The organism is Streptomyces sp. NPDC043685 (assembly GCF_056436585.1).
The window spans coordinates 212,655-239,228 of sequence record NZ_JBWKCH010000010.1; the positions used below are offsets into that span (position 1 = coordinate 212,655).

Consider the following 26,574-nt stretch of genomic DNA (forward strand, 5'->3'; position numbering starts at 1 on the left):
CACAGCCCTACTCCCCTTCGTCCAGGACGGCGTCGCCGCCCTTGATGTGGCGGGCGGGGTTGTAGCCCTTCTCCATCAGGTCGACCGCCCAGAGCATCTCCTGAACGCCTTCCAGTTTCGCCAGCCCCGGGCTGGGGCCGAGGCGGAAGCCGCCGGGCTGGGGCTTGCCGGAGGCGGCGTAGGGCAGGAAGTCCAGCGGTGAGGGGCCGGGGCTGGGGTAGACGACGCAGTCGGACAGCACCGCGAGCGGGTACAGGCCCGTCATGCGGGACATGTTCAGCAGCTTGCGGTGCATGTTGACCCGTGCCTTGGAGATGACGGCGGCACGGATGTCGGGGCGCCAGGTCGGACGCTCGAGCGCCGGCCACCGCTCCCCTTCCTTGTAACGCCGCCCCTGGGGGCGCTCGCGCAACTTGCCGACGCCGCCCTTGACGGTGGCCTTGATCGCCGCGAGGACGGCGGCCAGGGCGGGGTCGGCGTCCTTGTGCCGCTCCATCGCCAGCAGGAACTGCTCGTCGTCCAGGTCCCGGGTGACGCCGAGGTCGGCGAGGGTGTCGAGGTAGGCGGTCTTGAGCCGGTCGTGCCAGGGGTCGAGATACGCGCCGGTCTCGCGCCGCAGGTACGCCTCCAGCGGCTGCACGTTGTAGCCGAGTTCCTGTGCGTAGGCGACGGTGTGCGTCTGGTACCAGGCGGGGCCGACGGGCCGCTCGCCGGTCGGTGTGAACGGGCTGGGCAGGCGCGGGTCCAGCTCCACGTGGGAGAGGTCGACCCGCCAGGAGCCGGGGATCTTCGGGTTGAACTGGGGGGTGTGGAAGTGGTCCGGCGCCGACAGACCCACCGTGAGCCGGGCGGCGGCCGCGAGGAACGCGGTGTTCAGGTCAAGGCCTACCGCGTAGGGCAGGTGGCACTCCTCGTCGGTCAGCAGGTCGACGTCGCGGACCCACTGGTAGGCCTCCTCATTGAGGAAGCCGCCCTGCCAGCCGGTGTCGACGACGACGGGGTGCTCCGGGGTGGCCTCCGGGGGTGCCGGGTCCATCGGCTCCGTGCCGAGGCTGCCGGGCTGGTGGCCGGGGATCCAGTTGCCGGTCTTCTCGTCGCGTACCGCGCGCGTGGGCGGGCGCAGGGCCGTCATCAGCTCCAGGCCCGTAACGGCCGTCGAGCCACGCGGGGTGATGACGCGCCGGGCGTAGACGCCGAGGACACGGGCGATGTCGGCGGGCTCCATGCCGACGAGGCCGGGCCAGGACCGCTCGTCGAAGGCGTCCCAGGACAGGAGGGCAAGTTGCACGCACTGCCGCCGGGCGCCCTGCGCCGTGCGGTAGATCCGCGCCCACGGGCCGAACCCGCGCTGGGTGAGCTGCCACTTCGCCTTCGCCACCTGACGCACGACCGGATGGTCGTCGGGCAGGCGCAGCGAGCGGCGCTGCTCGTGGCCCTCCAGGCGTTCGGGCAGCCCGAGCTTCACGGCGGCGGCGGCCGTGAGGACGACCAGCGGGTCGGAGTCCTTGCCGTTGCGGTGCAGGCGCGGTGCGCCGAGGCCGGACTCGCGCACGGCCCACTCGGCCAACTCCGGCACGGAGGCGGCGGGGCAGTCGAGGACGAGGCCGTCGACGCCGTACGCGCAGCCGTCCGCGTCCAGAACGGCCAGCGGACCGTGCGGAAAGCGTGCATCGGCGTCGGACCGGGGGGACTGTCGCTGAGCCGCCCGCCCCGAGGGCGTCACCGGGCGGCGGTGGGCGGGGCGCTGGGGGGTGACCCGGGTGGCGGAGGCCAGTGCGGGAGCTGTGCCGCCCGGCTGGGAATCACCGGGCGCAGGCGGAGCGACGGCCGCCGACGGCTCCGGCCGGGTCGTCGCGGCCGGAGCCGTGCCGCTGTGTGCGGGGTATTTCTCGGCCCAGCCGCGCAGCAGACGCTGGTAGGCCTCCAGGCGTGGCGACTTCGGCTCGGAGCGGCCGTTCTCGTAGTTTTTCACTGTCTGTGTCGTGGTCTTCAACGCCTGGGCGAGACGGGCCTGGGTGACACCCGCGGCCTCCCTCAGCCGGGCCCGCTCCGCCGGGGGCGGGAGCTGCGGCTCCTCTTCCAGCAGAGCCTCCACGTTGGCGAACAACTCTTCCTCGGATGCCATGTCGGTCCGCCTCCCGCGCCGACCCTACCAGTGTTTACCCCGTAAATTAACCTGTTCCTTTAACCCGGTCGGACGTTACGCCCGGACCTACCCGGACCACCCGGACCTACCCGGACCTGCGTAGGCCGCGTGTCGGCCGCACCGCGGAAGTGCACCACGCGTAGAGCGCGTCAAGGCGTCGGAGCCGATCGAGACGCCTCCGACGCTGTTCAGGGAAACCGGCCAGGGCCGGCCTAAGGGGAAATCGTCCAGCGGGGGGCCGTCCTCGCCCAGGCGCTTTCCCACGCGGCGAGGTTGTGGTGCTGGATGACGCGGTGAAGCGCGGCGTAGGCGGCGGCCGCCGCGGTGTGGACGCCGAGGACGGCGATGAGGGCCGAGCCCATGGCACGGCTGTGGACCTGGTCGGGTGTCAGGGGCGGGTCGGTGAGCCGTCCACCGGTGTCCGTCCAGACGCGGACGGTGCTGCCCTTGGCCAGCGCAGGCTGCACGTCGGCACGGGCCGTGTGGGTGTGCCCGTCGGGGTCGGTGTAGCGGACCTTGGTGGGATACAGCGTCTGCCTCGCTTCCGCGGAGCCGGGCTCGGGATGGCTCGGGGCGTCTTCGAGGAGCACCGCGACGGTGTGGTGCCGGGTGGCGGCCTGCCGCTCCGCGGTGCGGGAGTAGTGACGGTGGGCGGCGTCGCCGACGAGGAACAGGGCTAGTGGGGTGGCGGCCAGCACCGCGAGGGTCAGGCCGAGGCCGATCCACGCCTGGATCAGGTCGGTGCGGCGGCGCAAGGCGTTGCGCCGCAGGCGCCAGAACATGACCCGGGGCAGTTCCCGAGGGGGCGGTGGGGTCTTGGACGTACCGCCGGGCATGTGTCCTCCTTTCGGTGGTGGACGCGGCGCATGCGGAAGTGGCCGACCGGGTGCGGAGCGGGTCGCGGCCGGGGCGTGCGGGGAGTCGTCGTCCGTCCGTGGCGGCGGAGCGGGTTCCGCGGCGTCCTGATGTGTGGTCCCCGGGTGCCGGGCGTCGCGGGTCGGGCAGCACCGCGCGGGCGCCACCCGGTGTGCACGGGCGACGGACACGGACGGGACTGCCCCCTCTCTTTCGCCCGGGAGACGGACGGGCCGCTCCGGCAACGGCCCTAGTGGGGACGGGCGGCAGAGGGGTGGGTGTGGGCGGACCGCAGGAACTCGGCCGCGCCCCGGACCGCCGCCGTGTGCGGGGCCGGGACGATGCGCACCGGCGCCTTGAGGCGAGCGGTGAGGCGGTGGGTGAGGTCGGCGTGCAGGGCTCCCCCGCCGGCCAGGAGGAGGCCGCGCCGCAGCGCTTCGGCGGCCAGTGAGGTGCGGTCGTGGCGGCGGATCGCGGTCAGCATGGAGACCACCGCTTCGACGAGTTGCCCGGGCCCGGTCGTCCCGTCGAGGTCGTCGGTGCCCACCGTGGCCCGGTGCGCATCGGTGACGGCCCCGTCGCACAGCAGCACCACCTCGGTGAGGTGGGCGCCGATGTCCACCACGATCACCGGCCGGGACATGTCCTCGTCGGCGGCCAGTGCGATGCTCCGGGCGCTGGGAACGGTCAAGACGCTGCGCGGCCGCAGCACCTCGACCACGGCGCGGGCACGGGCGCGGTAGGCGACGCCGTCCAGGACCGGGGTGGTGACGACGACCATGGGGCGGGTGAGACGGGGCAGGCGATGGCCGAGCAGGCGTTCCAGCATCCGGGAACACCCCGCCGAGTCGACGATGGTGCCGCGCCGCACGGGATGGACCGCGCCGGTGCCGGGGAAGGTGACGGTCGGCACGTCGATGACGGTGCCCTTGCCGGCGAGCCAGACGCGGGTGCGGGCACTGCCCATGTCCAGGGCGATGCCGTAGCAGCGCCGGCACAGGGGCCACGGCCGGTGGCGGGCCTCGCCCTGCAGGTCGTGTGTGCCGGTCATGGCTGCCCCTCCTTGACCTGCTGGCAGCGGGCGCAGTAGCGGGCCTGCGGCACGATCATGAGCCGTTCCCGTTCGACCGGACGCCGGCACAGGTGGCAGGCGCCGTACGAGCCCTCGTCCATGCGGGCGAGAGCCGCTTCGACGTCGGTGAGGACCATGCGGGCGGAGCCGGCGAGTTTGACGCGGACCTCGATCTGCGCGGCGGCCCGCCGCCGGAGCCGGTCCTCCGTCCGGGAGACGACCGGTCCGGCGAGCAGGCGCAGTTGCTCCTGGCGGAACAGCCGCTGCTCTTGGAGGTTCTCGCGCAGCGCGGCGAGGTCCTCGGCCGACAGCGGTGTCGTGCTCTCGTCGATGGTCTGGTGGTTCACCACGTCACCCCTTTGCGGCAGGGCGTAGGAGGTCGGTACGGCCGGGGTCGTCAGGCGGTGCGGCGCTGGCAGGCGACGCAGTGGCGGGTGTAGGGCAGGATCTCGAGCCGTTCCGCGGGGACGGGCTTCGCGCAGCCCACGCAGGTTCCGTAAGTACCGTCGTCGATGCGGGTGAAGGCGTCCTCGATCTCCTTGAGGACCCGCTGCATCGCGTTCTTCTGCTCGGACAGCAGGTGGTCGTCGGAGCTGTGCGCGGTCTCCTCCAGGGCACGAAGCTGGGCCAGCCGGGAGGCCCGGGCGTGCTCCAGACGCGTGCGGGCCTCGTGCGGGTGGGGTTCGGCCCGGCTGACATCGAGCGACATGGTGGGTCCCTTCTCGGCGGCGGCGGCGTACGACGGCTGCGCGCTCGCCTGGGTCGGTCATGCGCGGCGGGCGGCCCGGCGGCGCTGCCGGGCCGCCCGTCGGCTGTCGGGTGGTCGTGTGTTCTCCACCCTGGCCCGGTCAGCGGCGGATACCTATCGGGCGTGGGCCCCATTTACACCGGGTCGGGGGACCCATGCGGTCGCGCGATGGGTGCTGCGTGCCCGGGGAAATGGGGGTCAGGTCCCATGGACGGGACCCGGGGTGAGCGGGGAGCCTGATCGCAGGCTTGCTCAGGCGCCCGGGCCGCGAACGCGGTGGGCCGCGCGATGCCCGACAGTGGAGGTGAGACCGAGGTTCTCGGAAGGGGAGGCGCGGGGACGGTGTCCTTGTTCTGGCGGATCTTCGCCCTCAACGCCGTGGTGCTGGGCACAGCCACGGCCCTGCTGCTGTGGGCGCCGGTGACCGTCTCCGTGCCGGTGCTGCTGACCGAGGCGATCATCCTGGTCGGCGGTCTGGCGGTCATGCTGGTCGCGAACGCCGCCCTGCTGCGGTTCGGCCTGGCCCCGCTGGACCGGCTCACCAGGCTGATGACCACCGTGGACCTGCTGCGCCCCGGCCAGCGCCTGCCCGCTTCCGGCGGCGGCGGTGTCGCCGAACTGATCCGTACGTTCAACGCCATGCTGGAGCGGTTGGAGCAGGAGAGGGTCGCCAGCAGCGCCCGTGCCCTGCTGGCCCAGGAGGCGGAGCGCCGCCGCATCGCCCAGGAACTGCACGACGAGGTTGGCCAGAGCATGACCGCGATCCTGCTGGGGCTCAAGCGCTCCGCGGACGACGCGCCGGAGCCGTTGCGCAAGGAGCTCCAAGAGCTTCAGGAGATCACCCGGGAGAGCCTCGACGAGGTCCGTCGTCTGGTGCGCCGGCTGCGGCCCGGGGTGCTGGACGACCTGGGCCTGGTGAGTGCGCTGACCTCGCTCAGCGAGGACTTCGCCACCCACACCAGGCTGCTGGTGACGCGCCGGTTCGACGCCGACCTGCCCCCTCTGGCGCCGGAGACGGAGCTGGTCCTCTACCGCGTCGCCCAGGAGTCGCTGACCAACGTCGCGCGCCACGCGGACGCCGGGCGGGTCACCGTCGCCCTGCGTCACACCGGAGACAGCGTGGTGCTGACGGTGACCGACGACGGCAGCGGCATCGGGGCACCCCGCGAGGGGGCGGGCATCCGCGGCATGCGTGAGCGGGCCCTGCTCGTCGAGGGCAGCCTGGAGATCACCCCGGCACCGCACACCGGCACCCGCGTCCAGCTCACCGCGCCCGTCGCAAGGAAGCAGTCCTGACCATGTCCGACACGGCCACTCCCGCCCCGACCCCGTCGCGCGCGATCCGCATCCTGCTCGCCGACGACCACGCGCTGGTGCGGCGCGGGGTGCGGCTCATCCTCGACCAGCAACCGGACCTCAAGGTGGTCGCCGAGGCCGGTGACGGGGCGGAGGCCATCGAGCTGGCCCGCACCAGCGACGTCGACCTGGCCGTGCTCGACATCGCCATGCCGCGCCTGACCGGGCTGCAGGCGGCTCGCGAACTGGCCGCCCTCAAGCCGGGGCTGCGGATCCTGATGCTCACCATGCACGACAACGAGCAGTACTTCTTCCAGGCGCTGAAGGCCGGTGCGAGCGGGTACGTGCTCAAGTCCGTCGCCGACCGGGACCTGGTCGCCGCGTGCCGGGCCGCGATGCGGGACGAGCCCTTCCTGTACCCGGGCGCGATCACCGCCCTGATCCGCAATTACCTCGACCGGGCCCGCCACGGCGAGGAAACGCCCGACCAGATCCTCACCCCCCGCGAGGAAGAGGTCCTCAAGCTGGTCGCCGAGGGCCACTCGTCCAAGGAGATCGCGGATCTGCTGTTCATCAGCATCAAGACCGTCCAGCGCCACCGCGCCAACCTCCTGCACAAGCTCGGCCTGCGCGACCGCCTCGACCTGACCCGCTACGCCATCCGCGCCGGACTGATCGAGCCCTGACCCACCGGCTGCCCGCGTTCCGACCGGGAGCCGGGCCCGGCCCGCACGCCACGACGAGAGGGGGGACGGTGCCTGACGGCACGCGCTCGGCGCACACCGCCGCCCGCTCCCCCGCCGGCGCGATGCTGGCCGCACTCGTCCTGGCGCTGCTCGCCACCCTGGGCATCGCCACCGCGTCGCCCGCCCCCTCCGCCACCGCCTCGCCCGCCCCCTCCGGCTCGGGGGTGGCGAGCGCGCCCGTGGCGGCGGACCATCACCGCTACGACGGCACGCGCGCCGACGACGGGTGCGACGCCGTCTGTGTCGTACGGGCGGCCACCCGGCTCGAGCCGCACGGCGAGCACCCGGCCCCGCGCGGACACCTCGGCACCTGCGGCCGGAGCCTGCGGACGCCGCCGTGCCGGGCCGCGCGCCCGTACAGGGCTCCGGCCGGGCAGGTGCCCTCCTCGCAGCCCCACACGGTCCAGGATCAAGGGCGGGCGCCCCCGGTGTGCTCCGGCACCTGACGCCCCTTCCCTCATCCGACTCGCCCCGCGGCGGCCCACGACGGCCGTCCTCGTGGCGTGCCCGCCGGAGGCTCCTGTTGAACCCTTCCCTGCGCGTGAGGGCGTTGTTCGCCCTCGCCGTGCTCGCCCTGTCGCTGTACATCGCCGCCACCGTGCCGGTCCGGCTCGGACTGGACCTGCGCGGCGGTACGCAGATCGTGCTCGAGACCCGCTCCACCCCCACGGCCGACGCCGACCGCGCGGCCACCGACCGCACCCTGGAGGTGCTGCGCGGACGCATCGACGCGCTCGGCGTCGCCGAACCCACCCTGGTGCGCTCCGGTGACCACCGGATCATCGTCGAACTTCCCGGCGTCCAGGACCCGAAGAAGGCCGCCGACGTCCTGGGCCGTACCGCACAACTCACCTTCCACCCCGTGCTCGGCGCCGCGGACGGAGCCGACGACGCCTCCCGGGCGCTGCCGAAGCGGCCCCGGGAACGCGTCCTGCCCGACGAGTCCGGCACACCGCTGCGCCTCGGCCCCACCTCCCTGACCGGCGAGGACGTCAAGGAGGCCGCCGCCCGGTTCGACCAGCAGGGCGGTGCCGGATGGCACGTCACCGTCGGCTTCGAGGGCGACGGCCGCGCCGGCTGGGCCCGTCTGACCGGCGAGGCCGCCTGCCACGCCGCGGGCGATCCGGCGCGCCGGGTCGCGATCGTCCTCGACGACAAGGTCATCTCCTCCCCGCAGGTCGACCCCTCCGTCACCTGCGGGACCGGCATCCGCGACGGCGCCACCCAGATCACGGGCTCCTTCGGTCCCGAAGAGGCCCGCGAACTCTCCCTGCTCATCAACGGCGGGGCTCTGCCCGTCCCCGTCGAGACCGTCGAGCAGCGCACCGTCGGCCCCACCCTGGGCGCGCAGGCCATCACCGCCAGCGCCTGGGCCGCTGCCCTCGGCACCGCGCTGACCTCGCTGTTCATCATCGTCGTCTACCGGCTGATGGGCGCTCTGGCCGCCGTGGCCCTGGCCTGTTACGGCCTGGTCTCCTATGCCGCCCTGGCCGCTCTCGGAGCCACCCTGACCCTGCCGGGCCTGGCCGGGTTCGTCCTGGCCATCGGCATGGCGGTGGACGCCAACGTGCTGGTCTTCGAGCGGGCGCGCGAGGAGTACGGGGTCCGGCGACGGCCCAGCATCCGCTCAGCCCTGGCGGCCGGTTTCCGCAACGCCTTCAGCGCGATCGCCGACTCCAACATCACCACGCTGATCGCGGCCGCGCTGCTGTTCTTCCTGGCCTCCGGGCCGGTGCGCGGCTTCGGTGTCACCCTCGGCATCGGTGTGCTCGCCTCCATGTTCAGTGCCCTGGTCATCAGCCGGGTGCTCGCCGAGTTCGCGGCGGGCCGGCCGGGTGTGCGCCGCCGGCCGGGTCTCACCGGCATCGCGGCCACCGGCGCGCTCCGCGACCGTCTGACCCGCCGCAACCCCCGGTTGATGCGTCGCCCGTGGCGCTGGCTGGCCACCTCCGCGGCCGTGCTCGTGCTGGCCGGTGCGGGCATCGTGGTGCGTGGTGTGGACCTCGGGGTGGAGTTCACCGGGGGCCGCCTCATCGAATACACCACGAGCCAGACCGTGGATCCCGGCCGGGTACGGGCCGCCCTCGCCGACGCCGGGTTTCCGCGAGCGGTCGTGCAGTCCTCCGGCGACACGGGTCTGACGGTGCGCACCGATCCGCTGACCGAGGCCGAGGAGGCCGGGGTCACCGGCGCGCTGCGCGAGGTGGCCGGCGGGGCGGACAAGGTGCGTGACGAACTGATCGGTCCCAGCCTCGGCGAGGAGCTGCGCCGAGGTGCCCTGATCGCGCTCGCCGTCGCCCTCGGAGCGCAGTTCGTCTACCTGGCGGCGCGCTTCCGCTGGGTCCTGGGCTCCGCGGCGGTCGTCGCCCTCGTCCACGACGTGGTCATCCTCCTCGGGGTCTTCGCCTGGCTCGGCAAGCCCGTGGACGGAGTGTTCCTGGCGGCTCTGCTCACCGTCATCGGCTACTCCGTCAACGACTCCGTCGTGCTCTTCGACCGCGTCCGGGAGCTGGTGCGGCGCCGTCCGAAGCCGCCGTTCCCCGAGACGGTGTCCCAGGCGATCCTGCAGACCCTGCCCCGCACCGTGAACACCGGTATGGGTGCCGCGTTCATGCTCACGGCCCTGACGGTGCTGGGCGGCTCCTCGCTCACGGACTTCGCCCTCGCGCTGCTCATCGGCCTCGCGGTCGGGACGTACTCCTCGGTGTTCACCGCGGCTCCCGTCGCTATCGGGCTTCACCACCGGTTCCCGCCCGGGAAGGGGTCGCGCGCCCGCTGACCCGGCGGGCGCCGGGCCCCCGGTTCCTGTCCGCGCCGGACCGGTCAGGAGGTGAGCCGGTGCAGCTCGGCCAGGACCGGGGCCACGCCGTCCTCCGCGGCCAGGACCCGGGCCAGCTCCCGGGCGCGGGTGCGGTGGTGAGGCTCGTCGGTGGCGCGGCGCAGGGCGCAGGCGAGGGTGTCCGCGGTCAGGCGCCGCAGGGGAACGGTGTCGGGGGCCGTCCCCAGGGCGACCAGGCGTGCCGCCCAGAAGAAGCCGTCGAACTGCACCGGCACCGGGATCGTCGGGACGCCGGCGCGCAGGACCGCGGCGGTGGTTCCGGCTCCGGCATGGTGGACCACGGCGGCCGTGCGGGGGAACAGGGCCTCGTGCGGCACATCGCCCACCGTGATCATGTCGTCGCCGGCCGGGGCTGCCAGGTTCGCCCATCCCCGCTGGATGATGCCGCGCAGTCCCACCGCGCGCAGCGCCCACACGATCTCCCCGCTGAGGTGCTCGGGGTCCGGCACCGTCGCGCTGCCCAGTCCGACGAACACCGGCGGGGGCCCGGCGGCCAGGAAGTCCTCCAGTTCGCCGGGCAGCGTACGCGGGTCGTGCGGCCACCAGTACCCGGCGATCTCCAGTCCGGGGCGCCAGTCCTTCGGGCGGGGCACCACCTGTTCGCTGAACCCGTGCAGCACGGGCCAGTGGGCCCGCTCGTGGGCGCGGCGGCTCGCGGAGAGGCCTGGCAGGGTCATGCCGTGCCGGGTGCGCAGTCGGCGCATGGCCTGCGTGAAGACCCGGTCGACGGCGGAGATGACGGCCCGTCCGCCCAGGTGGTTGCCCAGGGGGCCGAGGGAACGACCGCCGAGCATGGGAGCCCCGAACTCGCGTGTCGGGTGCTGGGGTTGGAGGAACAGGCCCAGGCTGGGCAGGCTCAGTCCCTCGGCGATGGCGCGCCCCAGCGGCGCCACGGCTCCGGCGGCCAGGACGATGTCGGCGCCGCGGGCCGCCTCGACCAGGGCGTCGGTCATCTCCTCGGCCACCGACCTGGCCATCGACGCGGCGCGCAGCAGTTTGCCGAGGCCGGTCGTGCTGGCGTGCAGATCGCGTCCGCGCTCGGAGTGGGACACGGCGTGCGGGTCGACCGGGGTGGGGTGGAAGCGCACCTGCGACCCGGCGGTCAGGGGCTCGAAGAGGGCGTGGGTGGCGAGCGTGACCTCGTGCCCGCTCCGCGCCAGCCCCGCACCGAGGCCGGTGTACGGCGCCACGTCGCCGCGCGATCCCGCCGTCATGATCACTACGCGCATGCTGCCAGTGTGGACCGGCCCGGCGGGCGACAAGCGGTGCAGGGCCGTACCGGGCCGGAATGCGCCCGTGCTGCCGCTTCTTTCGGAACGGATCTGCTCACTTCGGCTCGGTGTGCAGTGCGTCGAGGAGGCGGATGGCCGCCTGGCGCAGTCGTGGGGAGGGGTCCGCGGTCAGGGCGGTCAGCCGGCTGTGGGCCCCGTCGCTGTCCGGTGGGAGGGAACCCGTGGCGCCGGCCCAGCGTTCGAGCCCGAGGACGGCTTCGTGGCGGACCGGTTCGTGCGGGTCGTCGAGGCCACGCAGGAAGCGCCGTGCGTCGGCACAGGCGTGTTCGTCGGCCGGGTCGTCGCCGTCGAGCAGGGACAGGGCGGCGGCCAGGACCTCGCCGGACGGAGCGTGGTCCGCGAGGCGCCGCACATCGGGCAGGGCCTGGGCCAGACCCTGGAGGGCGTTGCGGGTGCGCCAGACGTGCCGTTCGTCGGTGGCCAGGTGGGCGACCAGGGCCCAGGCCACGGGGTGGCGCTCCCAGGGGCGGAGGCCGTGGTCGACGAGCGTCTCCAGGCCGTCGAGCGCGCCCGCGCGCAGGTCGTCGTCCGGGTCGTCCAGGAGGGGCAGCAGCAGCCACACCGCGTCCCAGCGGCCCGCCGCCCCGACGGCCCCGGCGGCGGCCGCCCGGGTGCGGGCCGGGAGCGTCCGGTCGAGCAGGGCCGAGCGGAGGTGCGCGGCGGCCGTGCCCGGGTCGAGCGTGCCCAGGGCACGCGCGGCCGACGGTCCGGCGACGGGGTCGCGCAGCCATCGCAGGGCCGGTTCCCTCAGGCGATCGTCGCCCTGTCCGGCCAGACCGCCGAGCAGTCGTGCGGCGACCTCGGGATGCTCCTCGGTCCGCGATGCCGCGCGCAACGCGTCATGTACCTGCCGTTGTTCCACGTGGAACAGGCGCCGGGCGGCCTCGATGCGCACGGCGGTGGACGGATCGCGCAGACCGGAGAGCAGGGAGTCGAGGAGCTGTCCGGTGCAGCGCGCCGGCAGCCACTCCAGGGCACGGGCACGGGCGATGCCCCTGCCCTCGCGGGCGGTGCGGATCAACTCCGCGCGCACGGCGGGGTCTTCCCCGCACAGGTGCATCAGGGTACGAGCGCGTCCCCACACCCCGTAGTGGGGGTCGCCGAGCAGGGCGGACAAGGCCGTCACATCGCCGGGGACGCGCAGGGCCGCCAGTCCCTCCAGGGCGCTGATCCGCACGCGATGGTCCGGGTCGGTCAGCAGCCGGGTGAAGGCCCGGGTGATCTCGGGTCCGTCGAGACGCAGCCGGACGGCGGCGACCGAGGCCCTGTGCCGGACGCCCGTATCCGCGTCCGCCATCAGCCGGGGCAGCACCTCCTGGCCGGCCTCGGGAATGCCGAGCCGTCCCAGGGCCAGGGCGGCGGCCGCTCGCACGGACGGGGCGGGATCGTCGGCGGCTTCGGTGAGCACTCGGGCGTGCTCGGCCCGGCCGATCCTCCCCAGCCCCTTCAACGCCGCGGCCCGCCGCTCCGGCTCGGGCCGCGCCGACTCCCGCAGGAAGTAAGCGATCTGATGGTCCGCCCCCATGGCCACCCCCCGTAGGAAGAGACCGTCGAGGGACAGGAAAGTTGCCCTCTCCGCGTCGGCCGGTGGTCTTGACGGCCCCTGGGTCCTCCGCCAGGGATCGGCGGAGGACCCGGCTCTCGAAGAGGGTCTGGATCAGGACGACTGGGCGCTCTGGTACAGGTTCTGCGCGTCCGCGCCGAAGTACGGGCCGTACATGGAGTTCGGGAAGAAGTTGTACTTGAAGCTGTTCACCGAGGACTGCAGGCCGGTTCCGGTGGCCTCGTTGAACTGGGTGAACCAGGGGCCGCCGCTGGAGCCGCCGGTCATGTTGCAGGTCAGTCCGTGGTCGTTGGACAGCAGGAAGTCCCGGGTGGTGGTGCCGCTGCAGTAGATGAACTTCTCCCCGTCGTACGGCGCTGCCACGGGGAAGCCGAAGGAGTACATCGCCTTGTTGTAGCCGGTGTTGAAGGCCAGACCCTGGCCGCCGACGACATCGGTCAGGTTCTTCCCGTCCAGCGGGGCGACCACGGCCGCGCCGATGTCGTAGTTGATGTCCTCACTGGCCGTCCACTGCGGCGTGGACAGGAGTTTGGACGCGGTCCAGGTGCCGTACGGGCGCTGCCCGTCGTGGTAGCCGGGCACGAACACCCAGTTGGTGTGCCAGGCGCCCTCCAGCTTCACGCAGTGGCCCGCGGTCATCACGGTGCTCTTGTTGGCGCTGGTCACGGCGTTGCCGGAGCAGGACGCGGTGCGGCCCTGGTAGGTGAAGAACACCCGTCCGGCGGTCTTGGTCACCGCTCCCCCGCCGGACCAGGGTCCGCCACCGTGCGGGAAGGCGAGGGGACCCGTGGCGGAGGCGGGAGCGGTGGGGGGCACGGTGGTCGCCCTGCCCTTGCGAAGTGCCGGTGCCCGCACGTCGGAACGGTCGACGGTCAGGACGTCGAGCGGGGTGGCCTCGCGCATGCGCTCGGGGGTCCAGAAGGCGAGGGCACGCTCTCGCGCCGAGGGGGTCATCGCGCCGGGATCCGGTGCGGCGCTCGCCGGTGCGACGGTGACGCCGGTCGCCAGCAGTGCGGCGACGCCGGCGAGCGCGCCGACCACGGAACGGCGGGCGCGGTTGCCGCGGAGGAGGGAGGTGAACCTGCGGGGTCTGCCTATCACGCGGTCTCCTTCTGCTGTGGGGGCCGGGCGACGGGAAGCCCGTCCACCCGGTCAGGCAGGGGTGTCACTGCGGACAGTCAGGGGGCAGCGTGCCACCCGGAGACCCAGATGGACAGGTGCATGTCATAACGATGGCCGAAAAAACACGTCCTCTCCCGGCGGAACAGGACACGCGGGCACAGCGGAACCCGGCCTCACCATGGAGGCCGGGTTCCGGGGACGTGGCTGTGTCAGAGGATGGGGCCGGAGCCGCCGGTGGTGTCACCCGGCTGCACGCGGCCGCGCCAGGCGCCGGACTCGACTCCGCGCTCCTCGATGTACTGCTTGAAGCGCTTCATGTCGCCCTTCACCCGGCGGTCGATCGTGCCCGTCATGTCCGCCGCCTTCTCCACGGCTCCGCTGGGCTCGACATCCAGCACGAGCTCCACCCTGGTGTGGGTGTCGTCGAGGCGCTCGAAGCGCACGGAGCCCCTCTGGTGCGTGTCTCCGCTGGTCGTGCGCCACGTGACCCGCTCGTCGGCCAGCTGGTCGACGATCTCGGTGTCGAACTCGCGGCGTACCCCACCGATCTTGGTGGTCCAGTGGTTGTGGCGGTCGTCCAGCTGCCTGACCTCCTCGACGCCCTCCATGAAGTTCGGGAACTCCTCGAACTGCGTCCACTGGTTGTACGCGGTGTGGACGGGGACGGCGACTTCCACGGTTTCCTTGATGGTGCTCATCCGTATGCCTCCGTTTCACTGATCGACTGCAGGAGGCCCATCGGCCCACTCAGGTCCGGGCCCGCGGAGGCCGGGTACCCGGGATGCCGCGGATGCCACATGGGATGTGACCAGCGCCCCGACGGGCGCCCGCCGCGGGGGTCTTGGAGCGGAAGTCGCAGCCGGGTCCGGGGCCGCAGCCGGCGTTCTGAGGGGTCGGCAGGAGGCGTGCCGGAGAGACGGCGCCCGCGGTCAGAACCGGTCGTGCTGCTGCGGCTGCCCGTGTGCCTGGCCGCTCGGGCCGCTCGCGTTCTGGGTCTGCAGCTGCTCCGCCTGTTCCCCGGTCACCTTCTGTTCGGCGCCGCAGAAGGTGCACTGCGTCATGTACTTCGTGGAGACCGGGAACAGCGGGACGAAGAACAGGGTGAACTTCGTGACGCGCTTGCGCAGCGTGTGGGCGGCGGGATTCCCGCACTGTCCGCACACCATCGTCAGTATCGCCAGCTGGTACAGGTATCCCTTGGTGCCGAAGATGATCACGTGTCGGTCCTTCCCCAGTCGGATCTTCATCCAGTGTCCCGCATCGGGGGCACGCCGGGCGTGCGCGCCCCTCGTTCGTGTGGAGAGCCCGGCGGGGGCTGGTCCAGTCGGGTGACGGCGGGCCGGGTGTCCCGCCGCGCGCAGATACGGTTCCGCGGTGACCACGATCTCACCCGAAACGCAGTCCGTGCCCGCCGACGACCTGGGTTCCCTCGTCGTCCAGTCCTGGCGGGGCACGACCCCCGACGGTGACGTCCCCTACCTCCTGGCCTGCTCCCTCGGAGACGGGGCGAACGGCCCCGAGGGCACCTCGAAGGCCGTCGAGCAGTTGCTGCTGAGTGCCGGTCTCCCCCTGGGCGAGGGACTGGTCCACGCCACCCAGCGGCCCAGCCTGCCGGTGAGCCTGCTCGTGGTGCCCGGGTCGGCCGTCCTCACCGTGCAGCACCTCAAGTCGCAGTTCATCCCGCCGGAGACCTGGCTGGAGGCGGTGGGCGAACTCGGTTTCGCCTACCTCATCTTCACCACGCGGCCGTGGCCGCAGGGCGCGGAGCCGGGCGACGTCGAGACGCTCGCCGCGTTCACCTCCGACGAGGACGCGATGGCCTCGGCGGCACATGTCGTGCTGCCCGCCCGCAGCCTGCGCGGCTGACCCGCGAACGGCCCGGGCCACATGCGGTGGCCCGGGCCGCGTCGTGCCCGCGGTCAGGCCGACAGGGCCGACAGCACCACGGACTTGGCCTCCTCCTGCACCCGGCCGAGGTGGTCGGGGCCGAGGAAGGACTCGGCGTAGATCTTGTAGACGTCCTCGGTGCCCGAAGGGCGGGCGGCGAACCAGGCGTTGTCCGTGGTCACCTTGATGCCGCCGATGGCCGCGCCGTTGCCGGGCGCCTCGGTGAGCACCGCGGTGACCGCGTCCCCGGCCAGCGTGTCGGCTGTGACCTGGGCCGGGGAGAGCTTGGCGAGCAGGGCCTTCTCCTCGCGGGTCGCGGGGGCGTCGATGCGCGCGTAGGCCGGTTCGCCGAAGCGGGCGGTCAGCGCCGCGTAGTGCTCGGATGGGGTCTTCCCGGTGACCGCCGTGATCTCGGAGGCGAGCAGCGCGAGAAGGATGCCGTCCTTGTCCGTGGTCCACACCGAGCCGTCCCGGCGCAGGAAGGACGCCCCGGCGGACTCCTCCCCGCCGAAGCCGATGGTGCCACCGGCCAGTCCGTCCACGAACCACTTGAACCCGACGGGCACCTCGACCAGCTCGCGGCCCAGGTCCGCGGCGACCCGGTCGATCATGGCGGAGGAGACCAGGGTCTTGCCGATACCGGTGGTGGCCGGCCAGCGGTCGCGGTGGGCGTAGAGGTAGGAGATGGCGACGGCCAGGTAGTGGTTGGGGTTCATCAGACCCCCGTCCGGGGTGACGATGCCGTGCCGGTCGGCGTCGGCGTCGTTGCCGGTGGAGATCCGGAACCGGTCGCGCTGTTCGATGAGCGAGGCCATCGCGTACGGCGACGAGCAGTCCATGCGGATCTTGCCGTCCCAGTCCAGCGTCATGAACCGCCAGGTGGGGTCGGTGTGCGGGTTGACCACGGTCAGGTCGAGGCCGTGCTGTTCGGCGATACGGCCCCAGTAGGCGACCGAGGCCCCGCCGAGCGGGTCGGCGCCGATCCGGATCCCGGCGGTGCGGATCGCGTCCAGGTCGAGCACGCCGGGCAGGTCGGCGACGTAGGTGCCGAGGAAGTCGTAGCGGCCGGTGGTGGGGGCGGCGAGGGCGCGGGCGTACGGGACGCGCCGTACGTCCTTCAGGCCGCCCCGGATGATCTCGTTCGCCCGGTCCTGGATCCAGGAGGTCGCGTCGGAGGCGGCGGGGCCTCCGCTGGGCGGGTTGTACTTGAATCCGCCGTCGACGGGCGGGTTGTGGGAGGGCGTGACGACGACGCCGTCCGCGAGGCCCGTGGTGCGGCCCCGGTTGTGGGTGAGGATGGCGTGCGAGACGGCGGGGGTCGGCGTGTAGCCGTCCGCGTCGTCGATCAGCACGGTCACCTCGTTGGCGGCGAACACCTCCAGGGCGGTCACGCGCGCGGGCTCCGACAGGGCGTGGGTGTCGGCGCCCAGGAAGAGCGGGCCGTCGATGCCCTGGCCGGCGCGGTACTCACAGATGGCCTGGCTGGTCGCCGCGATGTGGTCGTCGTTGAACGCGGCCGCCAGTGACGAGCCGCGGTGTCCGGAGGTCCCGAACGTGACGCGCTGCCCCGGGTCGTCCAGGTCGGGGCGCAGCGCGTAGTACGCGGTGACCAGCCGAGCGACGTCGACGAGATCCTCGGGTCCGGCCGGACTTCCCGCTCGCTCGTGCTGCATGGGCCCGCTCCTCCGCATCGTGTGATCCTTCGCTTGCGGTCTCATCCTTCCTCGTCACGGCGGTGCCGCGCGAGGGGGGCACCCCGCCGGGGGCCGGATGTGCGCCAGACCACGTGGGAGGAGGCGACACGCCGCACGAGGAGGCGGCGCCGCGGACCACCGGGACACCCGGTGCCGCGTCGCGCCGCCCGCTGCCTCGTGCCGGCACGTCCGTCGCGCCGGCCGTGCTCAGATCCGTCCGCCCGTGAGCCGGGTGAGGGGCCCGTGCGCGCCGCGTTCCGCACGGCGCCCGACGGCGTAGGACGCGGCGCTCAGGGCGGTCAGACCCGCTCCGACGCCCGCGGCCACGAGCTTGCGCTGGGCGATGACCGTCCACGCCGTCTTCGCCGTGGTGGCGACGTGACCCGAGGCCGTGACGACCGCCTGGCGGCCGGCCTCGACGCCCTTGGCCGCGGTCTGCGCGGCCGCCTTCGCCGTCTCGGCGGAGCGCTCCGCACCGGACTTGGCCGCCGACGCCGCCTCACCGGCCTTGTCCGCCGCGCCCTTGGCCGCCTGGGACGCCGGCGCGGTCGCCTTGTCCGCAGTACGGCGGGCCTTCGACTCGGCGGTGCGGACGGAGGCGGGCTTCTGATTCGTGCGCTTGTTCTCTTCAGTCATGGACACCGACTTGCCTCTGTCCCGGGCGGCAAACACGTTCGGTCGCGGACCGACCGGGCAGGAGGGTGCCTGAGCACGCCGAACGGGGGGTAGGCGTGCAACAGGAAATGACATCGGATCAGGAAGGAAGGTGCGTCATGGCCGGAATGCTTAATCGCATCAAGGAGTTCGCCCGGAGCCCGCAGGGGCAGCGGGCCGTGGAACAGGCGCGGCGGGCCGCCGCCGACCCCCGCAAGCGGGCTCAGGCCCAGCGTCTGCTCGGCAAGCTCAAGGGGCGCGGGCACTGACCGGGGCGCCCTTCCCTCCCGGTATCCAACTCCTCGGCCACACAGGTGTGTTCGTGCCCGGCTTGGGCACTTGGGTCGCATCACACACCTGAGAGGGGCTGGTTCGATGAGCAGGGCGGGAAAGGGCGGGCGGGTCTGCGCCTTAGGCGTCGCCGGAGCGCTGGCCGGGACAGTGCTGGTCGGCTGCGGTGACGGTGACTCGGGCGACGCCGCGCAGGGGGTGTCGGCGAAGCCGAGCGCCGGGGCCGAGGAGCGGGGCACCCGGGCGGTGCGTTCGGCCTACGACCGGACGGCCGAGGAGGACACCGCCAAGGTGAAGCTGCGGGTGCGGACCTCGGCCCAGGGCGCGGCGCAGACCGCGAACGGGCAGGGCACGGTCGACCTGGACGACGGCGACAGTGTCATGACGCTCACGGCACAGGGGCAGCGGATCGAGCAGCGCGTCATCGATCAGGTGCTCTACCAGAAGCTGCCCAAGGGGCAGGCGCCCGGCGGCAAGCCCTGGATCAAGATCGACCTGGGGAAGGTCGCCGCACAGCAGGGCACGGGCGACCAGTCCATGAGCGATCCGGCGCAGTCCGCCGCGTACGCCAAAGCGATCACCGACAAGGACGTGACCAAGAAGGGCACGGCCACCATCGGCGGCGTGGAGACCACGCACTACCGGGTCTCCGTCGACGTGGCGAAACTGCCCAACGGCGACACCCTGCGCAAGCAGGTGGGCCCGACCCTGCCGATGGACGTCTGGCTGGACGACGAGGGCCGGATGCGCCGTCAGCAGATCGACATGACCGTCAAGGCCCCGGCGGCGAAGCAGCGGTCCTCCACCGACGCCTCGTCCGCGCCCGAGAAGGTCACGGTGCGCACGGTCATGGACTTCACCGACTTCGGCACCGAGGTGGACGCGGACGCTCCCCCGGCCGGACAGGTCACCGACATGACCGGCAAGGTCCTGGACCGGGGCAAGGGGCGGAGCTGACCCCGGGTCACCTCGCCGCCCGGCCGCGGAGGCGTCGCACGAGGTCCTCCGCGGCCGCCGGCCAGGCCGGGTGATCGAAGGAGAAGCCCGCGTCGAGCAGGCGGCCGGGGACGACGCGGCGGCTCTTCAGCAGCAGTTCGGTGTCCGAGCGCAGGACGAACGCGCCGATCTCCGCCATCCAGCGCGTCGCGGGCAGGCCCAGCGGGACGCCCCACGCGGCGCGCAGGGCACGCATGAAGGCACGGTGCGGCAGGGGGCCCGGGGCGGCGAGGTTGACCGGGCCCTCGATGTCGTCCCGGGCGACGAGGAACTCGACCGCCCGGGCGAAGTCCCGGTCGTGGATCCAGGAGACGTACTGTCCGCCGCCGGCGACGGGGCCGCCCAGGCCGAGCCGGGCCAGGCGCAGCAGGATGTCGAAGACGCCGCCGCGGTCGGGGCTCATCACCATGGCGGCGCGCAGGGCCACTTTGCGGGTGTGCGGGGTGTGGGCGCTCTCCTGCTCGCGCTCCCAGGCCTTGGCGATGTCGACGCTGTAGCCCCAGTAGCCGGGCACGTCGGGCTCGGTGCCGCCGATCAGGCCGTCGGCCTCGTCGTTGGGGGCGTCGAAGCGGTGGGCGTAGACGGTCGCGGTGCTCATCTGCAGCCAGACGGCGGGCGGCCGGTCGGCCGCGGCGATCGCCTGGCCCACGACCCGTGCGGAGTGGATCCGTGAGTCCATCATCTGCCGGAGGTTGGCGGGCGTGTAGCGGCAGCTCACGCTGCGGCCTGCCAGATTGACCACGACGTCGCTGCCGTCGATCTCGGCCATCCAGGGCCCCGGGGTCGCCCCGTCCCAGTGCACTTCCCCCGGCCCCGCGGGATGCCTGCTGAGCACCACGACGTCATGGCCCGCCGCACCGAGGGCGCGCTTCAGGATCGTGCCGACCTGTCCGGTCCCGCCGGGTATCACGAACTTCACGGTGGACTCCCCCTCGCTGTGTCGAGGCGAGCCTAACCCATATTTGAACGCGTTCAAAACATAATGCGCCCGGGGGCTCGGCCTGCGCGGATGTGGCGTCGGGCAAGATGGGGCGCATGAGCGTAGTCAAGATCAATGTGCTGACCGTGCCCGCCGAGCAGCGGGAGACGCTGGAGAAGCGGTTCGCCTCCCGTGCGCACGCCGTGGAGAACTCCGACGGGTTCGAGTGGTTCGAACTGCTCCGCCCGGTGGAGGGCACCGACACCTACCTCGTCTACACGCGGTGGCGTGACGAGGAGTCCTTCCAGGCCTGGATGGAGGGGCCGATGAAGACCGCGCACCAGGGCGGCGGCGAGGGCGAGCGGCCCAAGCCCGCGGCGAGCGGCTCGACGCTGTGGTCCTTCGAGGTCGTGCAGCAGGCCGGGCCGAAGGAAGCCTGACCCACGACACCGCGAGATGGTCCCCCGTGCCGCGCGGCGCGGGGGACCATCTCCTGGCGGCGTGATCAGGGTGGCGCCGTCGGACGCCGGCCCCGGGGCAGGGGTACGGCGGTCGACGCCCTGCCCGCCCGGGATGGTGCCCCTTGGAGAGGACCGCCCATCACTTCGGCGTTCTCGCCGGTCAGGGACGTGGGCGCCACAACCGCCTGGCGCTCTCAGGCAGGGCGGGACCGCGAGGGTACGGCGGTGCGGCCGACCGCTGCGGCCAGTTTGCGCAGCCGGCGCCAGTCGAGGCGCGGAGGCGCCTCGGGGACTCCGGGACGGTTGCGGGGCACCCGCACGCGCAGGGCGCGACGCGCGATGCGGCAGTGGACGGGGGCGGGCATCGTGAGCGCCTCGCCGTCGAGGCCGACCTCCAGCTGCGGCTCGTCGGCGTCCACGACGACATGCTGGGCGGTGAGCACGGTGAGCCCCTCCGGGCGCGGAGACAGCAGCAGTTCGGCCGCTTCCACGGCGTTGTCCACACGGACGGCGAGCACCCCCAGCCGCCCGGAGTTGAGCCGCTCGCGCCGGCCGAGACCGAAGGGGTCGTCCATGCGGTAGGCGTTGTTGCTCACCAGGATGGCCTGCGGATCGGCGACGGTGATGCCGTCGGCGGTGGCCGTCAGACGCGGACCGCTCTGCCGGGTGAGCAGATCGGGCAGGCGCTCCAGGGCCGCGCCCACCTTGTCCTCGCGGTAGCCGGGGCTCTGCACGACCGCCCCGTACACGCCGAACGACGCGTTGTTGACGAAGGGGCGGTCGTCGGCGAAGCCGAGGTCGACCCGCAGTTCCACGCCGTCGGTGAGGGCGTCGAGACAGGTGGAGGGGTCGTCCCGGTCCAGCCCCAGGTCCATGGCGAAGTGGTTGCGGGTGCCGGCGGCGATGACGAGGAACGGCAGGCCGTGCTCGGCGGCGACGGCGGCGACCAGCGCCTGGGTGCCGTCACCGCCCGCCACGCCCAGGAGGTCGGCTCCCTCGGCCACGGCGGCCCGGGCCAGGGCGGTGACGTCCTGATGCTGTTCCGGGTCGAGGAGCACGACCTGGGCCCCGAGCGACTCGGCCTTCTCCCGCAGGTTGAACTTCTCGACCTTGCCGCCGCCGGAACGCGGGTTGAGCAGCAGGAAGGGACGCAGCGGCGGCGGGGTGCGGTACTCCCTGACCCGCACGGACCGCAGGCCGGTGCTGCGCAGGGCGTAGCGGCCGCTCCAGACCGCCCCGCACCACAGGAGCAGGGAGACGAAGACCACCCAGAGCAGATTCGCGGTGGCGAAGAGGGTGACGAGGCCGACGGGCGCGGCGACGACCAGCGCGGCCGCCGCGATGCGGACCACTCCCCTGCGGGACAGCACCCACCACAGCGCGGCGGCGGTCAGGGCGAGTCCCGCGAGGGCCGTCACGAGCAGCAGCAGGCCGCGCAGACCGCCGGAGACGAGCGGCAGCAGGGCCGCCAGAGCGGCCGCGGCCAGGGCGCCCCGGGCAGCCCATCTCTGCCGGCGGTGAAACCGCTCGTCCATCGCCGATCCCATCTCGTCCCTCCGCTCGATGGCCGGCGCGGGCGGACTGTCGAGTCCGCGCCCGGCCCGGACCATGGTGCCCGCCGGCACGTCGGCTCTGCCACTGCCGTCCCTGGATGGCTCCCCCGCCGCCGGGCACGTCAGACGTGCGGATCCATGGGGGTGGAGCCACCGGTAGCGTACGCGGCTGCCCGAGCGCGGTTCCGCGCCCGGGGGCATACCGGCACGCGCACTCGCCCTCTCCTCGTTTCCTCGCCCTTGACCTGTTGAGTCTTATTACGCAACTCTGTCGCCAGAGTCCCAGTCGACGAGGAGGCCGACAGGCGATGGAGTGGACGGGCGCGCGGTACGCCGACCAGCCGACGGTGGAGGTGGCGACCTGGATCGCCGCCCCGCCGGGCAGGGTGTGGGCACTGGTGTCGGACGTGACACGGATGCCGGAGATGAGCCAGGAGCTGCTGTCGGCGCGGTGGGAGGGCGACGCCGGGCCGGCCGTGGGGGCGCGGTTCGTCGGCCGGAGCAGGCACGAGCAGTTCGGCGAGTGGGAGACCACCTCGACCGTCGTCGCGTGCGACCCGGAGCGGGTGTTCGCCTGGGCGGTCGGGGACCCCGCGGAGCCCAGTGCCGTCTGGCGGTTCGCGCTGGAGCCGAGGGACGGCGGGACCGGACTGTCGCAGTGGATGCGGATGGGGCCCGGGCGTTCGGGGCTGTCGTTCGCGATCGACGCCATGCCGGAGAAGGAGCAGAAGATCGTGTTCGTGAGGATGCGGGAGTTCGAGCGGGGCATGACCGCCACGCTGGAGCACATCAGGCAGCGGGCGGAGGCCTGATGCGCGCGGCGACGACCGTCGAGGCGGCGGCGCTCGGCTCCTGGTCCCGGCAGGCCGACTTCGTGGAAGAGGCCGAAAAGCTCGGACTCGACGTGTGCTGGGTGGCCGAGGCATGGGGGTCCGACGCCCCCTCCGCCCTGGGTTACTACGCGGCCCGTACGCGGCGGATGCTGCTCGGCTCCGCGGTCATGCAGGTCGGCACGCGCACACCGGTGGCCCTCGCCCAGACGGCGATCACTTTGTCCAACCTGTCCGGCGGACGGTTCCTGCTGGGGCTGGGCCCGTCAGGTCCGCAGGTGATGGAGGGCCTGCACGGCGTGCCGTTCGCCCGCCCCCTGGCGCGGGTGCGCGAGACGGTGGAGATCGTGCGGCAGGTGGTCGCGGGCGGCAGGATCTCCCACTCGGGCTCGGAGTTCCGCATTCCGCTGCCCGGCGGGGAGGCGGTGCCGATGCGCCTGTCCCTGCGCGCCGAGCATCCCGTGCCCGTCTACCTGGCCGCACTGTCGCCCGCGATGCTGCGGCTGACCGGCCGGGTCGCCGACGGCTGGCTCGGCACCAGCTTCGTCCCCGAGGGGGCGGCGGAGGCCTACTTCGCTCCCCTGGACGAGGGCCTGGCCGCCGCCGGCCGCGCACGCGCCGGGTTCGACGTCTGCCAGGGCGCCGAGGTCGCGTTCGCCCGGGACGAGGAGGAACTGGCCGGCATGGTCGCCGGCCGGAAGAAGGAACTCGCCTTCAGTCTGGGCGGCATGGGCTCGGCGTTCACCAACTTCTACAACCGGGCGTACAGCCGGCAGGGCTGGGCCGACGTGGCGGCGGAGGTGCGTGAGCGCTGGCAGAAGGGCGACCGGGACGGCGCGGCCGGTCTCGTCACCGACGAGATGGTGCTGGCCACCACTCTCATCGGCACGGAGGAGATGGTGCGGCGGCGGCTGCGCGTCTGGCACGACGCCGGTGTGAACACGGTCCGTCTCTACCCGTCGGGAGCCACCCTCGACGACCGGCTCGCCACCCTCGGCCGGGCCATCGAACTGGTCCACGCGACCTCGCCCTGAGGCGGCGGGTAGGCTCCCCTGCTGATCAACGGCCGACACGAACAACAGGGGGGCTCCGTGCGGGCCATGGCTACGGTGACGACGACCGCGTTCTGCCTGCTGGCGAGCGCTGCACTGGCCGGGTGCGGTGCCGGCGGCGGCGAGGAGAGATCCGCCGGCGAGCTGCTCGACGAGGCCAACGCGAGGATGCGGAAGCTGGACTCCGTCACCGTCGAGGTCACCAACCGCACCGCGAGCGGCGGCACGGTCACCAGTCACCTCGTGACCGACCTGGACAGCCGGTGCAGGTCGAAGACCACCTGGTCCGGCGGCGGCGTCCTGGAGCAGATCCGTCTGGGCACGACCGACTACGTCCGGCCCGACCGGGCGTATCTCCAGAAGTGGAAGAATAAGCCGGGGGCCACCGGCGAGCAGAGGCTGTGGGTGAAGACGCCCGTGGATCCGGCCTCCTCGGGCGACGGGCTCGCTTCCTGCGAACGGCCCTTCGACTCCTTCGGCACGGCGAGGAAGGGCGGAACCAAGCGCGTCGGAGACACGAAGGCCGTCGAGCTGATCGTCACCGACAAGGCCGACAAGAAAGGGACGTACACCTTCTACGTGGCCGAGGAGGGCGAGCCGTATCTGCTGAAGACGGTGTACGAGAGCGCCTCGCAGCGGACCACGACGTCGTTCAGCGATTTCGACGAGCCGCTGGACGTGCGGGCTCCTAAGCCGGGTGAGGTGCTGAGCGTCGGCGGCTGAGCACCTGCCCGACGGTGGCGCTTTCCGTTCGATTTCCGGTGGCAAGCGGCCGGATGGGGCGAATCGTCACACCAGGGCTTGACGCGATGGAGCCCGGCTCGGCCTACTGGAAGGCGCGGCCGGGCGTGTCGGGGGATCCGGTCAGTACCGGCCCCGGGGTCGAGTCCACTTCCGTGCTCCCCGTCGGGAACGCAGATCAGGGGTCTGATGGTGCGGCGACGATGGGCGGCGGCGGTGGGTCTGGTGGCCTGCCTGCTGATGCTGCATCTCGTCGTCGAGGGGCTCGCGGGCGAAGGGCGGGCGGCCGTCGCGGTCACGGCGGACTCCTCGGAGCCGGGTGCGGTGGGGTCGGGCGCGACCCTGAGGGCCGAGTTCGCGGAAGCCGCTGAGGCAGGAGAGCCGTGCCCCTGCGAGGACGAGCCGTCCGGGCGGCACCTCGCGGCGCGGACACCGCGGGCCGCCGGAGCGGCCGGTGCGAGCCCGGTGGTGACCGGGGCGGCCGTGGTGGACCGGGGCGGCACGCACGCCCGTGCGGCGGGAGCGGGTCCGTGCACGGGGGCGGCCGGATCCGCCCCGAACGCCGCCCGATTGCAGACGTTCCGCTGCTGAGAGCCGTCAGTACCGGCAAAGGCCTGCGCCGTGCGGCCTGAGTACTGCCCTGGTGCCCGATCGCGGTGATGTGCAGGCCTTCGTGTGTCCCCATGCCGATGACACAGGAGGCGGAGTTGCCCGGAAAACGCGTTCTCGTTCTGCGGCCGGACGAACTGGGCCCGAACGACCAGAAGATGTGGCGGGAGATCCGGACGGAGTCCGGTGCCCCGGCGAACCCCTTCCTCGACCCGGCGTTCACCGTGGCGGTGGGACGGGTCAGGCCCCGAGCCAGAGTGGCGGTGCTGCTGGACGACGGCTCCCCGGTGGGGTTCTTCCCCTACGAGGCGGGGGTGTTGGGGCAAGGCCGGGCCATCGGGCTGGGTGTGTCCGACAGTCAGGGGGCCGTGTTGCGTCCCGGCCTCCGGCTCGACGCTCACCGGCTGTTACGGGCCTGCGGGCTGTCGTCCTGGGAGTTCGACAATCTGGAGGCCGGTCAGGGGGTGTTCGAGCCGCACGCGGTCGAGGAGCTCGCCTCCCCGGTCGTCGACATCGGCGAAGGGTTCGACGCGTACCTCGGACGGCTGCGGGCGAAGTCGCCGGGGTTCCTCAGACAGACCCTCGCGAAGGAGCGCAAGCTGGAACGGCAGGTCGGCGCCGTGCGGTTCGCGTACGACACGACGGATCCGGGGGCGCTGCGGGCGCTGATGGAGTGGAAGTCGGCGCAGTACCGCAGGACCGGCCGCCGGGACCGGTTCGCGCAGGAGTGGATCACCGGTCTGGTGGGGCTGCTCGGGGAGAGCGAGGACCCGGAGTGCCGTGGCGTGCTGTCCGTGCTGTACGCCGCGGACCGGCCCGTCGCCGCGCACTTCGGGCTGCGCTCGCGTTCGGTGCTGTCCTGGTGGTTCCCGGCGTACGACCGCGCGTACGCCAAGCACTCCCCCGGCCGTGTGCTGCTGCTGAGGATGCTGGAGGCCGCGGCGGCCGACGGGGTCGGGACGGTCGACCTGGGGAGCGGCCCGGCCCGCTACAAGGAGTCGCTCAAGACCCGTGACCTGCGGGTGTACGAAGGTGCGGTGGTACGGCCGGTGCCGGGCGGAGCCGCCCACTGGCTGGGCCGGGAGCCCGCACGGGCCGCCCGGCGGTTCGTCCGCAACCGGCCCCGCCTGGCCGGTGCCGCCGCGCGGACCCTCGAAGAACTGGGCAGGCTGCGCGGCGGCTGAGCCTGGGGGCGCCCGGCCCCGGA

27 protein-coding genes are annotated in these 26,574 nt (G+C 73.0%); 13 read left to right on the forward strand and 14 right to left on the reverse strand.

The window, feature by feature from the left end; genetic code table 11:
- Positions 1-7: 7 nt before the first annotated feature.
- The 5 genes from tap to AC0665_RS30550 form a co-directional block, all read right to left on the reverse strand.
- Positions 8-2,125 (reverse strand): telomere-associated protein Tap, encoded by a 2,118-nt coding sequence (gene tap, locus AC0665_RS30530; protein ID WP_478706230.1) that lies wholly within the window; start codon positions 2,123-2,125, stop codon positions 8-10.
- A 233-nt stretch (positions 2,126-2,358) separates the two neighbouring features.
- Positions 2,359-2,982 carry an Rv1733c family protein gene (locus AC0665_RS30535; RefSeq protein WP_478706231.1) on the reverse strand — a complete coding sequence of 208 codons (624 nt, stop codon included), beginning with the start codon at positions 2,980-2,982 and terminating at the stop codon, positions 2,359-2,361.
- Between the two features lie 269 nt (positions 2,983-3,251).
- Entirely contained in the window at positions 3,252-4,052 is an 801-nt protein-coding gene (locus AC0665_RS30540) for a rod shape-determining protein (protein WP_478706232.1), read from the reverse strand.
- Positions 4,049-4,423, reverse strand: coding sequence for a TraR/DksA family transcriptional regulator (locus AC0665_RS30545; protein ID WP_478706233.1), 375 nt, complete (start codon positions 4,421-4,423; stop codon positions 4,049-4,051). Before AC0665_RS30545 ends, AC0665_RS30540 begins: the two co-directional genes overlap by 4 nt.
- A 47-nt stretch (positions 4,424-4,470) precedes the next feature.
- Positions 4,471-4,782 carry a TraR/DksA family transcriptional regulator gene (locus tag AC0665_RS30550; RefSeq protein WP_468413897.1) on the reverse strand — a complete coding sequence of 104 codons (312 nt, stop codon included), beginning with the start codon at positions 4,780-4,782 and terminating at the stop codon, positions 4,471-4,473.
- A 381-nt stretch (positions 4,783-5,163) separates the two neighbouring features.
- Between AC0665_RS30550 and AC0665_RS30555 the strand changes: the two genes are divergently transcribed.
- The 4 genes from AC0665_RS30555 to secD all read left to right on the forward strand — a co-directional run bounded on the left by AC0665_RS30555 (position 5,164) and on the right by secD (position 9,642).
- A complete protein-coding gene (locus tag AC0665_RS30555; RefSeq protein WP_478706234.1) occupies positions 5,164-6,117 on the forward strand; it encodes a sensor histidine kinase in 954 nt (317 codons plus the stop codon).
- A gap of 2 nt (positions 6,118-6,119) precedes the next feature.
- Entirely contained in the window at positions 6,120-6,803 is a 684-nt protein-coding gene (locus AC0665_RS30560; RefSeq protein ID WP_478706235.1) for a response regulator, read from the forward strand.
- A gap of 68 nt (positions 6,804-6,871) precedes the next feature.
- On the forward strand, positions 6,872-7,309 hold the full coding sequence (locus tag AC0665_RS30565; RefSeq protein ID WP_478706236.1) for a hypothetical protein: 438 nt from the start codon (positions 6,872-6,874) through the stop codon (positions 7,307-7,309).
- 77 nt (positions 7,310-7,386) lie between these two features.
- A complete protein-coding gene (gene secD / locus AC0665_RS30570) occupies positions 7,387-9,642 on the forward strand; it encodes a protein translocase subunit SecD (RefSeq protein ID WP_478706237.1) in 2,256 nt (751 codons plus the stop codon).
- A 44-nt stretch (positions 9,643-9,686) separates the two neighbouring features.
- Here secD and AC0665_RS30575 read toward each other — a convergent pair whose 3' ends face one another.
- The 5 genes from AC0665_RS30575 to AC0665_RS30595 all read right to left on the reverse strand — a co-directional run bounded on the left by AC0665_RS30575 (position 9,687) and on the right by AC0665_RS30595 (position 14,897).
- The gene (locus AC0665_RS30575) at positions 9,687-10,931 is read right to left on the reverse strand and encodes a glycosyltransferase (protein ID WP_478706238.1); all 1,245 of its coding nucleotides are present in this window, start codon (positions 10,929-10,931) and stop codon (positions 9,687-9,689) included.
- A gap of 97 nt (positions 10,932-11,028) precedes the next feature.
- Entirely contained in the window at positions 11,029-12,519 is a 1,491-nt protein-coding gene (locus AC0665_RS30580; protein ID WP_478706239.1) for a HEAT repeat domain-containing protein, read from the reverse strand.
- A 132-nt stretch (positions 12,520-12,651) separates the two neighbouring features.
- Positions 12,652-13,659, reverse strand: a complete 1,008-nt coding sequence (locus AC0665_RS30585) for a trypsin-like serine peptidase (RefSeq protein ID WP_478706240.1) — start codon at positions 13,657-13,659, stop codon at positions 12,652-12,654.
- Between the two features lie 230 nt (positions 13,660-13,889).
- Positions 13,890-14,378, reverse strand: coding sequence for an SRPBCC family protein (locus AC0665_RS30590; protein WP_468639469.1), 489 nt, complete (start codon positions 14,376-14,378; stop codon positions 13,890-13,892).
- 231 nt (positions 14,379-14,609) lie between these two features.
- Positions 14,610-14,897: a zinc-ribbon domain-containing protein gene (locus AC0665_RS30595; protein WP_468414152.1), complete on the reverse strand. Its 288-nt coding sequence runs from the start codon at positions 14,895-14,897 to the stop codon at positions 14,610-14,612.
- A 157-nt stretch (positions 14,898-15,054) separates the two neighbouring features.
- Between AC0665_RS30595 and AC0665_RS30600 the strand changes: the two genes are divergently transcribed.
- Positions 15,055-15,546 carry a DUF5949 family protein gene (locus tag AC0665_RS30600; protein WP_478511062.1) on the forward strand — a complete coding sequence of 164 codons (492 nt, stop codon included), beginning with the start codon at positions 15,055-15,057 and terminating at the stop codon, positions 15,544-15,546.
- A 53-nt stretch (positions 15,547-15,599) separates the two neighbouring features.
- Here AC0665_RS30600 and pgm read toward each other — a convergent pair whose 3' ends face one another.
- Complete coding sequence (pgm, locus tag AC0665_RS30605; RefSeq protein WP_468413878.1) at positions 15,600-17,240, reverse strand: phosphoglucomutase (alpha-D-glucose-1,6-bisphosphate-dependent); 1,641 nt, start codon at positions 17,238-17,240, stop codon at positions 15,600-15,602.
- A gap of 228 nt (positions 17,241-17,468) precedes the next feature.
- Complete coding sequence (locus tag AC0665_RS30610; protein ID WP_468413876.1) at positions 17,469-17,897, reverse strand: hypothetical protein; 429 nt, start codon at positions 17,895-17,897, stop codon at positions 17,469-17,471.
- A gap of 137 nt (positions 17,898-18,034) precedes the next feature.
- Between AC0665_RS30610 and AC0665_RS30615 the strand changes: the two genes are divergently transcribed.
- A complete protein-coding gene (locus AC0665_RS30615; protein ID WP_366053424.1) occupies positions 18,035-18,184 on the forward strand; it encodes a hypothetical protein in 150 nt (49 codons plus the stop codon).
- A 106-nt stretch (positions 18,185-18,290) separates the two neighbouring features.
- Positions 18,291-19,163, forward strand: coding sequence for an SCO4651 family lipoprotein (locus AC0665_RS30620; RefSeq protein ID WP_478706241.1), 873 nt, complete (start codon positions 18,291-18,293; stop codon positions 19,161-19,163).
- A 7-nt stretch (positions 19,164-19,170) separates the two neighbouring features.
- Here the strand turns inward: AC0665_RS30620 and AC0665_RS30625 are convergent, their stop codons facing one another.
- Positions 19,171-20,121 (reverse strand): DUF1731 domain-containing protein, encoded by a 951-nt coding sequence (locus AC0665_RS30625; protein ID WP_478706242.1) that lies wholly within the window; start codon positions 20,119-20,121, stop codon positions 19,171-19,173.
- 116 nt (positions 20,122-20,237) lie between these two features.
- On the opposite strand from AC0665_RS30625, the gene AC0665_RS30630 reads away from it, so the two are divergent.
- Positions 20,238-20,561: an antibiotic biosynthesis monooxygenase gene (locus AC0665_RS30630; protein WP_366053420.1), complete on the forward strand. Its 324-nt coding sequence runs from the start codon at positions 20,238-20,240 to the stop codon at positions 20,559-20,561.
- Positions 20,562-20,776: 215 nt separating this feature from the next.
- Here AC0665_RS30630 and AC0665_RS30635 read toward each other — a convergent pair whose 3' ends face one another.
- Complete coding sequence (locus AC0665_RS30635) at positions 20,777-22,129, reverse strand: diacylglycerol/lipid kinase family protein (RefSeq protein ID WP_468414150.1); 1,353 nt, start codon at positions 22,127-22,129, stop codon at positions 20,777-20,779.
- A 314-nt stretch (positions 22,130-22,443) separates the two neighbouring features.
- Here AC0665_RS30635 and AC0665_RS30640 point away from each other — a divergent pair, with 314 nt between their 5' ends.
- From AC0665_RS30640 to AC0665_RS30660, 5 genes are all read left to right on the forward strand, one after another.
- On the forward strand, positions 22,444-22,947 hold the full coding sequence (locus AC0665_RS30640) for an SRPBCC family protein (protein ID WP_478610457.1): 504 nt from the start codon (positions 22,444-22,446) through the stop codon (positions 22,945-22,947).
- A complete protein-coding gene (locus AC0665_RS30645) occupies positions 22,947-23,999 on the forward strand; it encodes an LLM class flavin-dependent oxidoreductase (protein WP_478706243.1) in 1,053 nt (350 codons plus the stop codon). The genes AC0665_RS30640 and AC0665_RS30645 overlap by 1 nt, the downstream gene beginning before the upstream one ends.
- Before the next feature lie 66 nt (positions 24,000-24,065).
- Positions 24,066-24,740, forward strand: a complete 675-nt coding sequence (locus tag AC0665_RS30650) for a hypothetical protein (protein WP_478610459.1) — start codon at positions 24,066-24,068, stop codon at positions 24,738-24,740.
- Between the two features lie 207 nt (positions 24,741-24,947).
- Complete coding sequence (locus AC0665_RS30655; RefSeq protein WP_478706244.1) at positions 24,948-25,349, forward strand: hypothetical protein; 402 nt, start codon at positions 24,948-24,950, stop codon at positions 25,347-25,349.
- Positions 25,350-25,447: 98 nt separating this feature from the next.
- Positions 25,448-26,551: a GNAT family N-acetyltransferase gene (locus AC0665_RS30660; protein WP_478706279.1), complete on the forward strand. Its 1,104-nt coding sequence runs from the start codon at positions 25,448-25,450 to the stop codon at positions 26,549-26,551.
- Positions 26,552-26,574 lie beyond the last annotated feature (23 nt).